At 43.3% G+C, this 14,376-nt stretch carries 12 protein-coding genes and 2 pseudogenes; 5 read left to right on the top strand and 9 right to left on the bottom strand.

The genetic code is table 11. The annotated features are described in order from the left end of the window. Nucleotides 1-83: 83 nt before the first annotated feature. The 4 genes from ACFQ3W_RS00815 to ACFQ3W_RS00800 form a co-directional block, all read right to left on the bottom strand. Complete coding sequence (locus ACFQ3W_RS00815) at nt 84-2,222, bottom strand: 5'-nucleotidase C-terminal domain-containing protein (RefSeq protein ID WP_379315635.1); 2,139 nt, start codon at nt 2,220-2,222, stop codon at nt 84-86. A 347-nt stretch (nt 2,223-2,569) separates the two neighbouring features. After that, complete coding sequence (locus ACFQ3W_RS00810; RefSeq protein ID WP_379315633.1) at nt 2,570-4,924, bottom strand: ABC transporter permease; 2,355 nt, start codon at nt 4,922-4,924, stop codon at nt 2,570-2,572. Between the two features lie 2 nt (nt 4,925-4,926). Beyond that, nucleotides 4,927-5,685 (bottom strand): ABC transporter ATP-binding protein, encoded by a 759-nt coding sequence (locus tag ACFQ3W_RS00805; protein ID WP_379315631.1) that lies wholly within the window; start codon nt 5,683-5,685, stop codon nt 4,927-4,929. Nucleotides 5,686-6,040: 355 nt separating this feature from the next. Beyond that, a complete protein-coding gene (locus ACFQ3W_RS00800) occupies nt 6,041-6,664 on the bottom strand; it encodes a CPBP family intramembrane glutamic endopeptidase (protein WP_379315629.1) in 624 nt (207 codons plus the stop codon). Between the two features lie 752 nt (nt 6,665-7,416). Here ACFQ3W_RS00800 and ACFQ3W_RS00795 point away from each other — a divergent pair. Then, a complete protein-coding gene (locus tag ACFQ3W_RS00795) occupies nt 7,417-8,883 on the top strand; it encodes a serine hydrolase domain-containing protein (protein WP_379315627.1) in 1,467 nt (488 codons plus the stop codon). 85 nt (nt 8,884-8,968) lie between these two features. On the opposite strand, the pseudogene ACFQ3W_RS00790 reads toward ACFQ3W_RS00795, so the two are convergent. The 4 genes and pseudogenes from ACFQ3W_RS00790 to ACFQ3W_RS00775 all read right to left on the bottom strand — a co-directional run. Further along, nucleotides 8,969-9,325, bottom strand: a pseudogene (locus ACFQ3W_RS00790) (exodeoxyribonuclease III); the annotation flags it as partial. Further along, nucleotides 9,228-9,620, bottom strand: coding sequence for an ATP-binding cassette domain-containing protein (locus ACFQ3W_RS00785; protein ID WP_379316353.1), 393 nt, complete (start codon nt 9,618-9,620; stop codon nt 9,228-9,230). The pseudogene ACFQ3W_RS00790 and the gene ACFQ3W_RS00785, both read right to left, overlap by 98 nt. Before the next feature lie 224 nt (nt 9,621-9,844). After that, nucleotides 9,845-11,113, bottom strand: coding sequence for a HAMP domain-containing sensor histidine kinase (locus tag ACFQ3W_RS00780; protein ID WP_379315625.1), 1,269 nt, complete (start codon nt 11,111-11,113; stop codon nt 9,845-9,847). Nucleotides 11,114-11,122: 9 nt separating this feature from the next. Next, nucleotides 11,123-11,797, bottom strand: a complete 675-nt coding sequence (locus ACFQ3W_RS00775; RefSeq protein ID WP_379315623.1) for a response regulator transcription factor — start codon at nt 11,795-11,797, stop codon at nt 11,123-11,125. Between the two features lie 163 nt (nt 11,798-11,960). Between ACFQ3W_RS00775 and ACFQ3W_RS00770 the strand changes: the two are divergent. From ACFQ3W_RS00770 to ACFQ3W_RS00755, 4 genes and pseudogenes are all read left to right on the top strand, one after another. After that, nucleotides 11,961-12,590, top strand: a pseudogene (locus tag ACFQ3W_RS00770) (ABC transporter ATP-binding protein); the annotation flags it as partial. Next, nucleotides 12,574-13,266, top strand: coding sequence for an ABC transporter permease (locus ACFQ3W_RS00765; RefSeq protein ID WP_379315622.1), 693 nt, complete (start codon nt 12,574-12,576; stop codon nt 13,264-13,266). The pseudogene ACFQ3W_RS00770 and the gene ACFQ3W_RS00765, both read left to right, overlap by 17 nt. A gap of 3 nt (nt 13,267-13,269) precedes the next feature. Beyond that, nucleotides 13,270-13,449 (top strand): hypothetical protein, encoded by a 180-nt coding sequence (locus ACFQ3W_RS00760; RefSeq protein WP_379315620.1) that lies wholly within the window; start codon nt 13,270-13,272, stop codon nt 13,447-13,449. A gap of 34 nt (nt 13,450-13,483) precedes the next feature. After that, nucleotides 13,484-13,768, top strand: coding sequence for a hypothetical protein (locus ACFQ3W_RS00755; protein ID WP_379315618.1), 285 nt, complete (start codon nt 13,484-13,486; stop codon nt 13,766-13,768). A 128-nt stretch (nt 13,769-13,896) separates the two neighbouring features. Here the strand turns inward: ACFQ3W_RS00755 and ACFQ3W_RS00750 are convergent, their stop codons facing one another. Further along, nucleotides 13,897-14,373 carry a flavodoxin domain-containing protein gene (locus tag ACFQ3W_RS00750; protein WP_379315616.1) on the bottom strand — a complete coding sequence of 159 codons (477 nt, stop codon included), beginning with the start codon at nt 14,371-14,373 and terminating at the stop codon, nt 13,897-13,899. Nucleotides 14,374-14,376 lie beyond the last annotated feature (3 nt).

Raw genomic sequence — 14,376 nt, 5'->3', positions numbered from 1 at the left:
TGGTATAAAGTATGTATCAAATTTCAAAAGCGCATAAAAATCCCGCTTCTCTTCACTGAAGAAGCGGGATTTTTCGATAAAACCTACTGAATCACAATTACTTGCCCCGGATAAATGAAGTTCGGATTCTTGATGGTACCCTTGTTTAACTCATAAATCTTTCTCCACTGCTTGGTATCGTTAAAAGCTTTCTCAGCTATTTTCGTAAGGGAGTCTCCCTTGACTACCGTGTAAGTCTTTGTACTTTTGGTGTTAGCCTTTGTTCCTGCTGCATTCGTCTTTTTAATCTCTTTATCCGTCTTTGCACTATCCGCAGTAACCTTTGGCTCGGCAGGTTTTACAGTGGGTCTTGCAGGCTTTACAATAGGCTCGACGGCCGGAGTTTCGGTTTCGGCTGGTTTTGCCATTTCCGGCTTCCATTCTTTGACCGATTTAATGCTGTAGTCGTCGGTATCCGGTTTAGCAAGCTCCCCGCCTTTAAGATGTTTAGTGAACAGCTCCACAAGTGGTACCGCATATTCAACGTGCGTTTCATCTTTCGCGTTAGGGTCTTTTTCAATGGCCTTGGCAAAAGTGACGTAGCCGTCCTTGCCGAGTGCCGTGAAGGAGTTGGTTACTACGACATATTTCTTTTTCATATCAATAGGCGACCATTTGCCGGTCTTCTTGTCTTTGATTTCAACATTGTATGCGCTCTTGACGCCATCGCCCGCATTCAAGTAAACGTCATATCTCAAGTATGAGGAATACGGGAACGAACCTGTTGATTGCGAAACGCCTTGTGAATAACGAATGGCTTCATCCAGGACATTGCAAATTTCTTCGCCGGTTATTTTAAGCGTGGTAATGGTATTAGAAAAAGGCAGCATCGTGTAGGCATCGGCCATGGTATATTTGCCCTGCAGGAAGTTTTCTCTAACACCACCGGCATTTTGAATGGCCACGTCAGCGTTTGGCACGTTGTAAAGAAAAGAGTCCGCAACCACTTGAGCGGCAAAGCTGCCGTTAGCGTCTTTTGCATCTGTAAAAGGCTTAGGTATGCGCTCATTGGACAAGGTTTCCTGAACCGAGCCGATTTCTTCCGCCATTTTGGCCTTTACGGCCTCCCGGTAAGGCTTAATAATGTCCTCAACCGCAGGATTTGCTTTTCCCTCTACGAGAATTTTGCTTTTTGTGATAGCATCCTTGATTTTAGCCGATGTGGCTTCGTCGGCATCAACCCATTTTTTGTCCTTGTTGATTTGATATGGGCCTCCCACAGGAGCAATCGGTCCCCCTACGGCACTAATGACTTCGCCTTGCTCATTAAATTTCACGTCAATCTTGCCCAATACATTGGCATATTCCCAGGCTTGCACAATGTAGGTGTCTTTCGCATTCGCGTTCTTAACCACCGTTGGATATTCACCGGTTACAGGCAAGCCCAGCGCTTTTGCTTCGCCCGAAGAGTCCAGCAGGTTATGCGTATCTCCACCTACAATCAAGTCGATGTCGGTGGTTTGAGCTGCCATCACTTGGTCGAAATCATAACCCAAATGGCTGAGCAAAATGATTTTATTGATGCCCTGCTTCTTCACTTCTTCAACGGTCGACTTTACAAAATCGACTTCCTTAATAAAGTCCACGTCGTCGCTCACCAGGGATGAGCCTTTCGTTTTATCGATTTTGATGACACCGATGATGGCCACCTTTTGACCATTTACCTCTTTGATCATGTATGGCTTGTTCAGTTTTCCATATAGCGGGGTTTTCGAATTCGGTTTAATGTTACCCGACAGAATGGGGAATTTGGCCATATCAATCAATTCAGCCAGGCGTTTGTCGCCCTCGTCAAACTCGTGGTTCCCCACCATGTAGGCGTCCGGCTTCATGGCGTTTAGGACTTTCATGTCGGTTTCGCCTTTATAGAGGCTGAAGTATAGGGTTCCGTTTAATTCGCCACTTTCCAAATACAAGGAGTGGTCGTTCTTATTTGCATTGATTAATGAGGATATGTAGGACATGCCACCTAATTTCACGCGCACCTTTTCGTCTTTTTGCGTATCGTCATAATCCAGGTTTAAATCATAGGATTGGCTATCCAAGTGCGAATGGTGGTCATTCAGGTGCAGAATGGTTAAATCAAAAGGTTTTGCAGCTTCTTCCGCATGTGTCGTTGCCGGGCCGCTAATTGAAAATGTCATCATTGCAGCTAAGCCAAGCGTAAGTAATTTTGTCTTCACTGTCATTTCTCCCTCTATAATTAATATTTTGTAGCCGTTCGGGAAACTTCGAGAAGCCCAGTTTAGTATCCTAATATTTTACAAATATCTAGATCAATTTCATCACGTACCCATTGTATGCTTGTTTTATTAATGAAAATGCAGGTGGGGGTAAATTTTATGTAAACTTCGTCATACTTGAAAACAAATCTCCCACTGACACTTCAAATTTTACCTTTCATATTCATTTTATTGTATTTTCACACAAAAAAGACGCTAGTTTTACCCAGCGTCTTAACTTACATATTCTCTTAATACATTTTTTTCACGAAATTATCCGAATTCCCCCTCACAGGCCACATCCTAATCTACTCACTTACCAAACCATATGCTGATATTTTACGAATACGGTAGGTGATCAGCATCGAAGTAAGGTACGAAACAATGACTAGCGCCACTCCAAACAAAGCAACCCAGGAAGTCATAATAGTATAATTTGCCTTCATAATCCCCATCGCCCGCTGTGCTACTGACATGATCGCGTTGGTTTGTGTAACCCCAATTACGCTTCCGATCAATACCCCGATCATAATCGGCGGCAGGAACCCGAGCGAAAGCTGATTCATCAACTGGAAGGTTGTAAAGCCAATGGCTTTTTGGATACCCAGCTCACGTTTCTTACGGACAATCAAAGCATTAATCACAAAATACAGCACAAGAATCACGACAAATACGGTTATCACGATCATGGCAGTGCCGAGCTTTGAGACAATCGATGCATACATGTCAGTGCCCTGCTTCATAAATTTATCCATATCTACGGTTGTGATGAGTGAATGTCCATAGTCATGTTCAAGCTTGTTAACAAATTCATCAGCTTTACGATCCTTGTTCAGGTAGATTTGCAGGCTTTGCTGTTTAAAGTCTGGGGCAATCTTCAGGATACCGTCCAGTCTTATAGAAGCGTTCAACCCGCCCATATTCGCTCCTTGGGATAAGCCTGTAATCATATACTCCTGAGGCTGTCCTGCGCCGGTTTTTATCGCCACACGGTCCCCGACCTTCTTATCCAGCATATCTGCTACCCGGCCGGCAAGTACAACTTCATTGCTGTGGAGCGGATATCTTCCCTTATAGACGGTATTGGTTTCTTTTGCAGAATAATCCTCCATCACATAAGCAGTTACATCATTGTTGTCTATTTTAATCCTAGTCTGATCAATAAACTGGACTTTCCTTACACCATCCATGTTCCTAATGCTCTCAACAAGCTGGGCATGATCCGCATCCGGATTCAGAACAGCCACCGCATTTGAAATTTCAATTCCGGGAACCTCTGTAAATGCCTTTGTATCCATGACGGTGTTATAGAACATCACCACACCAAATGTACTGGCAAAAGATACAGCAACCAGAATCACTCCGATCATGATGCTTTGCTTCCTGTTTTGCAGCATGGATTTAAACCCAAGAACGACCGGTAGGCTGCCTATTGATTTATGAAGCGGCAAATGATTTTTTCTGAAGCTATGGGTTACGATTCCACCTCTTAAGGCTACGATCGGATTAAGCTTACGAATCCGTCCTGAAGTCATCAAAGAAACAATGAGCACAACGAATAGGATTACACACAAAGTAATGCTGCTGACAACCCCATCAAAGCCCTGTACCCACATGAGTCCGGATTGATGTGCAAAGACATCGGAAAGTGCTGGAGTCGTTAAATAGGATAACGATATTCCTGCTACACTGCCGACAAAGGCAATGAGCAAATACTGCATAACAATAGAAGATATGATCTGTCTGCTGGTATATCCAATCGCCCTTAAAGATCCGATCTTTGTCATATCTTCTTCGATACTATTGCCAATTCTGAATCTAACAACGATCAGGCATACGATGGCGATAATCGCAGCGAAAGCCACCGTCATTACGGACAACATACTTGCCATAAGAGTGCGTGACAATCTCACCGTTGGTAAGTCTATGCCGGATAATGTTCTGGTATCGACTGCCCCGGCAAGAACATGATCCTCATGCATTAATTCTCTTATCCCTGTCTCAACTTTATTATCCACTTTATCAAGATCCGCAAAAATGAGTGTTGCAGTATTTTGGTCGTCCAATTGCTGCTTCACCTTTTCATAGGTTTCATGAGGGAGATGAGCCCCTAAACTATACATGTCAAGGGAACTGAAAAAGATATCCTCCGTAAACCCTTTGATCGTAAATGTAATGACGGCATCATCTATTGTCATTTGAAATTTATCATTCAGCTTGTAGCCACCGTCAATATTCAGTACATACGGCAAATAGATTGACATGGAATCAGCTGGCAAATGTTCACCAACAAATTTCCATTTAGAGAAATCGCGGCTTTGATCAGCATCATTTAAAATAAAACTAGCCTCACGTGTATCCCCATGATAAGGGAAGGATGCCTTAGTCCACAAAGCTTCCTCTTTTTGCATTTTTAAGACATTCTTATTATTTCTAATGTATTTATCTACCTCTCCGCTATATAAACGACTTGGCATAATATAATACACATCGGATGCGTTAAGCTCTTTGGCGTTTTTTTCAAAATAACTACCGAAATTTGCAAAGACCAGCAATCCCGCATTTAACAATAATCCGGCAATGAGGAACATGATCAACAATGATACCGTGTGCCCTTTGGTTTTTCGTATATTGGCAAAGCTGAGCATAGCTAATTTTCGCAAATTTACCACCCCATCTCACAGAGAAAGGCCTGGAGCTTGTCGTGCCGCTCCCTGTCGCCACTTACGTATTTACCTAAATTACAGACGCCTTGAATAACACCATCCCGCATATATAGGATCCGATTTCCCCTTCTTGCCGATTTCAAATCATGGGTTACCATGATGATGCTCTGTCCCTTGTCGTTAAACTCGGTCAGCACATCAAGGACCGCTTTACCTGACGCGGAGTTCAGAGCCCCTGTAGGCTCATCGGCAAAAACAACCTTGGGCTGGTTGATTAATGCACGCACAATTGCAGCACGCTGCGTTTCTCCACCGGATAATTGGGTCGGGAATTTTCTCCAAATGGTTTCGGTTAACCCCACCTGCGTAAGCAGATCCTTCGCTCTTGTGGTTATTGCTTTTCGGTCATTGCTGACAAGCAGTCCTGCGGCAAGAATATTGTCCAGTATACTCATATTGTCGAGCAGGAACATTTGCTGAAACACAAAGCCGCAATTTACTCTGCGAAAAACCGCCAGTTTATCATTGGACAGCTTGGCGATTTCCTGATCAAAGTATGTAATGGAGCCGAGCGTCGGCTTGTCCATACCGGATAAGGCGTACATCAGTGTGGATTTCCCCGCACCGGAAGAACCCATAATAACGGTAAAATCTCCCGCGAATATCTCCAAATCGAGATTTTTAAGTACATGCTGCTGCATGCCTCCACTGGAAAACGTTTTGCTAAGCTTGTTGGTTGTGATAATTGCTTGGCTCATGGCTTGGCCCCCTAATAAAAATAAGACTGTTAAAACTTACTGCATGTGGAGCAGTTAAAGTTTTAACAGTCTTATCTTAGCTTATATATCCTTAACGAGTCTTTATTCAGTTCTTAACCAATTCTTAAATCTTTTTACGCGAGCTGTTTTTTATTAAATCACCCAGTACAACACTCGACTCCTCCGTTACTGTGACGGTTAGCTCAGTTGTAGAACGAACACTGGAGAACTGAAAGATACCAATGGGCATTAAAAAAGATGACTCCTGATGAATTCAGAAGCCATCTGCTCTCTGCCTAATATAGGTCTTCTTTTTCAAACTCTCCACAAGCAGGGTCACAGTTCACAGTTTAAATTACTCATACTGTGTATTCTGGTTCAATTTCCTTGCTGTTCTTTTTCCTAAAACTAAGAAAACTACTATAGAAAACAGTAGCACTAAACAAAATGATATCAAATTATAGTTAATGACAAATACCTCATAAAAAGAATTCCATATAGCATGATAAATAATACATAATAATATGCTTCCCGTTGCATTGTAAATTGCTGATAATATCAATGACGCTGAAACGAGTTCAATAAAGAACAATATGAAATTCGTGCTAGATTGAGATGTACCTGAAATGAACCACAATGGAATATGCCAACAAGCCCATATACTACTCACAATTACCGTGCTAGTAATTAGTGAGAACTTTTTCTTTAAAGCTGGTAATAAAAATCCCCTCCATCCTACTTCTTCCAATCCCCCTCCAAATATCATTTTGGGAAACGCTAATATTGCTAGATATAGTGGATGTTCCAAAGAACCTGCTCCAACAAGAGTTGGTATAAATAAAAGTGTAAATGCTACCCCAATAACAAAAATATACCAACCAATGTGATGTTTTGGATTGATTATACTTTTGATAAACGATTTATAATCCTCACTTGTACTATATTTCTTTTTAATTAATATTGCACAAATAGGTGGCATTACTGCGCCGCCTATAAAAAATAAAAGAAACGATGGTGTCCAAGCTTGCAGTTGATTAAATAGATTTGCAATTATTATAATCCCCCATAAAATCCATGATGATGCGAATGAGCAGCTTAAATATCTTTTATTTCCTTACTCATATCCACTTTCCCTTCCTTATTTTGCATTAACAAAACAGACTTTGATAATGTATAATCTTGATTTCTAAAGTTAAATCACGAACCATAAAAAACATCAATTAAGATTATATATTTTTGGCTCATTTCTATTCCCCCAAATAAAATAAGACTGTAAAAAACTTACTGCATGTGGAGCAGTTAAAGTTTTATTACAGCCTTATCTTAGCTTGTAAATCCTTAACGGGTCTTTAATCAGTTCTTAACTGATTCTTAAATCTTGCTACGCGATGAGTAATCTTAAGATCACCGCAAAGCCGCCGCCATCCATATTTCTGCATTCCATGTCTCCGGACATTTTGCTCATCAGATACTTTGAAATATACAAGCCAAGCCCGGCTCCGCTTTTGCCCGCTGAATTGCTGCCGCGATTACTGGTATATGAGCAACTGAGCAGGACCTGCAACAGGATCACCTGGCCTGATCAGCAGCGAGCGGATACCGGGAAGCCATTATCAGATTCCATAACATGAACGGATAGGGGTCCCAAGCGGGATTCCCCTTTAGTTGTCCATAATTGGTATACTATAATCTGTACAGTTCTTATCCACATCTATCAAAGGAGATCAAATTATGAACAATGTGCAAATCACAAGTCAATTACCAAGAAGCCTGCCTGAAGCGCAGGGAATCCCGTCGGCAGCAATCTCTTCTTTTCTACATGCCATGGAAGAGCAGGAATTGGGGCTTCATAGCTTTATGCTGCTGCGCCATGGTGCTGTAGTCGCGGAGGGCTGGTGGTCGCCTTATCAGCCTGAGCTGCAGCATTCTATGTACTCACTCAGTAAAAGCTTCACCTCGTCAGCCATAGGTATGGCGGTGGCAGAAGGGTTATTGTCACTGGAAGATAAGGTTGTCTCTTTCTTCCCCGGAGATGCCCCGGCAGACATCAGCCCCAATCTGGCACTGATGAATATCAGCCACCTGCTGATGATGGGTACCGGCCATACAGAGGATACCATGGAACATATTATGAACAATGAGGACGGCAACTGGGTTCGAGCCTTCTTGCAGCTTCCGGTTGATAAGACACCCGGCACCCATTTCCAATACAACTCAGGTGCCTCATATATGCTGTCTGCCATTTTACAAAAAGTAAGCGGCCTCACTTTACTGGAATACCTGGAACCCCGCTTGTTTGTACCGCTGGGCATACAACATCCAACCTGGGGCTCCTGCCCACGGGGAATCACTTTAGGCGGATTTGGATTAAATATCACTACCGAGAATATTGCAGCATTCGGACAGCTGTATTTGCAGCAAGGAGTGTGGAATAACCGGCAACTGCTGACCAAAGAATGGATTGCCGCTGCGACCTCCAAGCAAATCAGCAATGATGGTGGCAATCCGGGTGACAGCTCGAGCGACTGGTCACAAGGTTATGGCTTTCAGTTCTGGCGGTGCCGCCATAACGTATATCGTGGAGATGGCGCCTTTGGCCAGTTCTGCATCGTAATGCCAGAGCAGGATGCTGTTGTTGCCATAACAAGCGGGAGCCGTGATCTACAGGGTATTATGAACGGGGTATGGGAGCATCTTCTGCCTGCAATGACAACGGAAATAGCGGTTGTTGATCATGATCCTGCTGCTGCAACGAAGTTGAATGTCCAGCTGTCTCAGCTAAGCATACAGTCTCCACAGATCACCCCATCTTCGGTCTTGGAGCAAACAGTGAGCGGCAATGTCTATCAGCTGGAAGCCAACTCGCTGCAGTTGGATAGACTCGCGGTTGTTTTTAACGAATCAGTGGCTGAATTAACTCTGCAAGGCATGTCAGGTGAACAAAAGGTTTCATTGGGGCGTGGGAAATGGGTGGAAAGCTCCGCCAACATTCTGGACAATACCAGAAACCTGATCATGTCCAGTTTTACCTGGGCCACCGCGGACCTTCTGCTACTGACTTTACAGTTCGTAGAAACTCCCTTCCGTTACACTATTGAGGTCACGTTCCATGAGTCTTCCATTGCGTTAAAACAACTTCCTGATGTTTCCGTGTCAGCCAAAGATCTGGAAACAGTAATTGTCGGCCATTTGGTGTAAACGAACACCTGAAGTCATGCAAAGGGCCGTACACCCCTGAGATGGGATGCACGGCCCTTGTTTAGTTTTATTCCAAAACTACATTTTATTCTGGCATAGCCTCAAGCTGCAAAACCACCGGGCAATGATCACTGCCCAATACGCTGCATTCTATCCCCGCCAGTACCAGCTGCGGTGCAAGCCGTAAAGAGGCCAGGAAGTAATCGATTCGCCAGCCTACATTCCGTTCTCTGATCTTCGGCATATAAGACCACCAGGTGTAGGCTCCTTCCTGATCGGGATGAAGGTGTCGGTACGTATCCATAAATCCCGAGTCCAAGAGTACGGTCATCTTTCCGCGTTCTTCATCGGTAAAGCCCGAATTCCCGCGGTTGGCTTTGGCATTCTTCAAATCGATCTCCTGATGGGCTACATTCAGGTCTCCGCACACCAGCACCGGCTCTGGTTTCAGTTAACCCCACCTGCGTAAGCAGATCCTTGGCTCTTGCTGTAATCGCCTTTCTGTCATTGCTGACAAGCAGCCCCGCGGCAAGAATGTTGTCCAGTATACTCATATTGTCGAGCAGGAACATTTGTTGAAATACAAAGCCGCAATTTGCTCTACGAAACACTGCCAGTTTATCATTGGATAGCTTTGCGATCTCCTGATCAAAAAATGTAATAGAGCCGAGCGTCGGCTTGTCCATCCCGGATAAGGCATACATCAGTGTGGATTTTCCCGCACCGGAAGAACCCATAATAACGGTAAAATCTCCCGCAAATATCTCCAAATCGAGATTTTTAAGTACATGCTGCTGGACGCCCCCGCTGGAAAACGTTTTGCTAAGTTTGTTGGTAGTGATAATGGCTTGGTTCATGACTTGGCCCCCTAATAAAAATAAGACTGTTAGTTACAGCCTTATCTTAGCTTGTAAGTCCTTAACGGGTCTTTAATCGGTTCTTAACCAATTCTTAAATCTTGCTACGCGATTAGTAATCTTAAAACTACCGCAAAGCCACCGTCCACATTCCTGCATTCCATGCTTCCGGACATTTTACTCATCAGATATTTGGATATGTACAGACCAAGTCCTGTGCCGCTTTTGCCTACTGCATTTTTGGCGCGGTAGAATTTGTTACATAGCAGTGGGACTTCCTCCGGGGAGACCCCCTGTCCATAGTCTCGGAACTCGAACTCCAGGTATTGGCCTTGGATGCTTGGCGATACACTAATGGAGGTTCCCGCGTATTTATAGGAGTTGCTAATTACATTGTCAACGACCTGCATCAGGCGCTGCATATCTACGAGCACAATGCATTCAGGAATAGGCGATACCGCTGCTCGATTATTGTAATCAACATTTCGAACTAAATCGCCCAGTGTTATACTCGACTCCTCCGTTACGGTAACGTTTAGCTCCTGCAGCTCTTCTAAAGTAGCGTTAAACATATTCGTGATCAGTGTGTTGATCTGGTCCGCTTTTGAATTAATCACTTCCAGCTGGCGTTTGTCAGCCTCATTCGCAGATTTCAGCATCATCACCTCGGAAACCGCCTTAATGGAGGCGACAGGAGTTTTTATATCATGGCTAAGTGAGGCTACCAGCTCCTTCTTGCTCTGATTAGCCAATCTTTCATTTTCACGTGCCTTGGCGAGCTCTTCTCGCATTAAGTCAAAGCTTTCTGTGAATGCGCCAAACCCGTTGCGCTTTTCCATTTCGAGCGGCATATCCAGCTTACCCTCTGCCACATGACGAGAAAATGCTTGCAGTTTACGAAACGGACGATAAATCGATCTGTCGATATAGATCGCATAGACAGCGCAAAACAAAGTGATAAAAATCACAATTGCCCCAAAAAAAATAAGCACTTTATCTCGATAATTCTCCCATTGCTCACGTGCATTATTGTAAATTATTAATTTTCCCAACACCGTACCATCATTTTGCACAATATCCACGATCGTATCTCTGTGCTGTATGGCAGAGTCAATACGCTCATTTAATCCACGTCTGGTTGCCAAAGTGAAATCCCCGTGTTTATCGAGTACGACATAATCGAGCTTGTATTGCTGGCCTGGTAATTCCGCTGGGTCCAGACTTCCCCAATGTTCAGCAAGCGATTGTGTAATATCGTTCACAGCAACCACATCAATGCCTTCATCATGTAAGCTGCGAAACATAAGAAGAATGACACTGATCCCCATAAATAGAATGGCTAAGCCCAGAATCGTTACCTTCTTGATTCTCATCTTCCACCCCTAGTCGGCTTCAAACACATAACCGGTTCCCCAGATCGTCTTAATATAACGCGGATCATTAGGATTTTCTTCAATTTTTTCACGCAGCTTGCGGATATGGACATTTAAGGTCCCGTCACTCGTAATGGCGTCGTTCCAAACGTTAGAGAACAATTCCTCTTTGGAAAGAGGGCGATTTTTATTTTGGATGAGGTAAGCGAGCAGCTTAAACTCCATGGCCTTTAATTTAACTTCGTTGCCAGCCTTCATCAGCTTTTCCGCGGTAAGATCCATTGTAAAGCTGCCAAAGTTTAGGCGATCCGCATCGCTCCTATACCTTTTTAATACCGTTTTTACTTTCGCCAAAATAATGCTGAGTGCGTATGGCTTCTGGATATAGTCGTCTCCACCAATGTTTAGAGCGAGCAGCACATCATCGTCACTCGTTCGTGCGCTTATGAACAAAATAGGTATATTGGTTGTGCTTCTCAGCTTTTTGCATACTTCAAATCCGGAGGACTGCCCCAGATTGATATCCAGTAAGATTAAGTCCGTTCGGTTCTCGGCTAAAAAATCAAAACAGGCTTTCTCATCGGCTGCCCAATAGGTTTTCACTCCAAACATATTCAAGTACTCACAGGTGCTTATCGACAACGCTTCTTCATCATCAACGATTAAACAGTCGTATTTAGGCATTTTTGTTCCTCCACAATTAACGTGAATAACCGAATCTATTATAGCACGCCCGAATGCAGCATCCTTCTTAAAAAAGCGAGCATGAATTCATACGACACCCAGCAAACTTTTGGGCTTTATTGACATCCTTCAGGCTAGAGAATAAAAATACACGGTTTTTTTAGGCGCAAACGGGGCAGGGAAAACGACGGTTTTCAAACTAATGCTAGGACTTCTTCATAAGGATGCAGGCTTCGTCAATATTTTGGGGTTGGATACGGAAAAGCATAACAATGAGATTTTAAAAAACGTAGGGTTATCCATTGAAACTCCTGTGTTTTATGAGCATTTGAGTGCCGAAGAAAATTTAAAAATTCACCTGGCTTATATGACCGCCGATGGAGATGTTTCTCAAGCCCTTGCCTTAGTAGGATTGGGGGATATTGATGATCGTCCGGTGTCCAAGTTTTCTTTAGGGATGCGAGCACGTCTTGCTATAGCGAGGGCGATGATCCATAACCCCCGGATTCTGATTTTGGATGAACCCGTCAACGGTCTGGACCCCCAGGGGATTCGCGATATGCGGGAGCTGTTTAAGAAGCTTACTGAGGAGCAGGGTAAAACTATACTCCTTTCCAGCCACGCGTTAAGCGAAGTGGAATATATAGCCGATACAGTAGGGATTTTGGCAGATGGGATTGTACAAGAACAGGTAAAAATGAGCGACATCAAAAAGCGGTATTCCAACGGCTTGGAGGATTACTACTTTGAGGTCATGGGAGGGGTGATGAAATCGAATGAAAACGCTGATTAAACTGGAGCTGAAACGAAACAAACTAAAGCCCTACTATATTGCTCTCGCCGTGATTTTCGCAGCCATGACCGGGTTTTTGTATATGATTGCAACCATTACCAAGGTGGAGCACGAGATTGAATTTATGAATTATGAAAACATCCTGAGGCTGCACAGAGGAGTCGCCTTTATTGTATTTACCGTATTCTCGGTGGTCATATATGCCAAATTCATTATTGAGGATTACAGCCAAAAAAGGGCGCTGCTGCTATTTTCATATCCGGTATCAAGGTCAAAAATGTTCATGGCAAAATTGGTTTTGGTCGTTGGGTTTATTACATTTGGATATTTATTGTCCACCATCGTTCCCAACGCTTTATTTTTTCTGACTGAGAGTCTATTTCCTATTCTGAGCGGCCATATCACGTTGACTCTGGTTCTATCGCAGATCATTAATGCTGCCGCCAACATCCTGGCAATTATTTCCGTTAGTTTCATTGCTTTGAGAATCGGCTTTATTCATAAATCCGTTTCTACCACCATCGTTACGGCCATCATCCTTTCTGCTGTATTGGGAAATGTCCTGACAGGGCTGGGTGTAAATATCTATGTACTTATCGGCGTGATTCTCCTATTTGCTATCGGACTTATATTTGCCTTTTCAACAAGTAAACAGATTAAAGAAATGGAGGTTTAGGTCATGAAAATTGGCATTATCTTAGGCGTAATCTTAGGTGTGATATTACTAGTCATTGGAGGTTTTATGTTTTTAGCGGCAAAAAAGAGCGGCAAGAAGTGCAAGTATTGCTCATGGGTTATGCTTGCCGGTGTGTGTGCGCTCATTACCGCAGGGGCAAATGCTTTAAGATTTTTAAATTAAATACAGTATATAAATTTGAAAGGAAATGTGCTTGATGGACGTCAAAAAAATGCAAGACTTTAACCGTACGAGCAGAGGGACAAGTGTTGGAGGAACGTTTTTAAACGTGTTAGCAGGGTGTTTCTATTTATGTGTTTTTTTAGCTTTAGTCGGGGGAATTGCTATAACTGCCGGATCATTATTAGGCTTTGATATGTCTTTTGCGGCATTTAAAATTGGCAACTGGGAAGTCCCTGATTTGTGGGCTTTTCCGATATCCATACCTATTGCATTATTGTTTTATTTTTGTGGTAAGAAGCTGCGGAAAGCCATAAAATAATAGCTAGAACACAGGCAAGTAAGGGCACGATTTGGCCACAAAAGATGAACTAAATACTTCTCTCATGTTTTGCTGTACAAAAAGTGCCCCTTTAAGAATTTGCCATAACGCTAAACTTTGGTTTGCAATCATGCATTATTAATCTGAACGGCAAAGCGGGCTATGCTTTCTTCCATCATGCGTGACTGGTTTTTATCTGAGCCGGAAATCTTCTTAATTATAAAGCGCTCCAGAAAATTCATTTTACTAAAATCATATTCTCCGCCAAAAGACTCCTTAGCGATAGCGGCGGATAGCAGTTCTTTAGGGAAAGCGGACTCGAGCTGTTTCAGGGCGTCATTTCCGTCAGCCATGCCGCATATAAAGAGGCCAAGCTTTTTTCCCTTCAGAATATTGAGATTTTCGGAGCAGAATCGCGCCGTAGGCTTGCGAATCCTCCCCGCATAGATTGAGCCTCCGACGATCACCTTATCGTACAGTGCAAGATTGGGACGTTGACTGTTCAAATCCATGATGTCTACCTTTTCATCAAGTTGTTTGGCAAGCCTCTCAGCGCATGCTTTTGTAAATCCGTATTTGCTTGCATAAGCGATTAACGTACTCATTTT

It is taken from the genome of Paenibacillus puldeungensis (genome assembly GCF_042678945.1).
Lineage (GTDB): Bacteria > Bacillota > Bacilli > Paenibacillales > Paenibacillaceae > Fontibacillus > Fontibacillus puldeungensis.
Note: the sequence above shows the minus strand (reverse complement) of the source record. Positions and strands in the feature narration are given on the sequence as shown.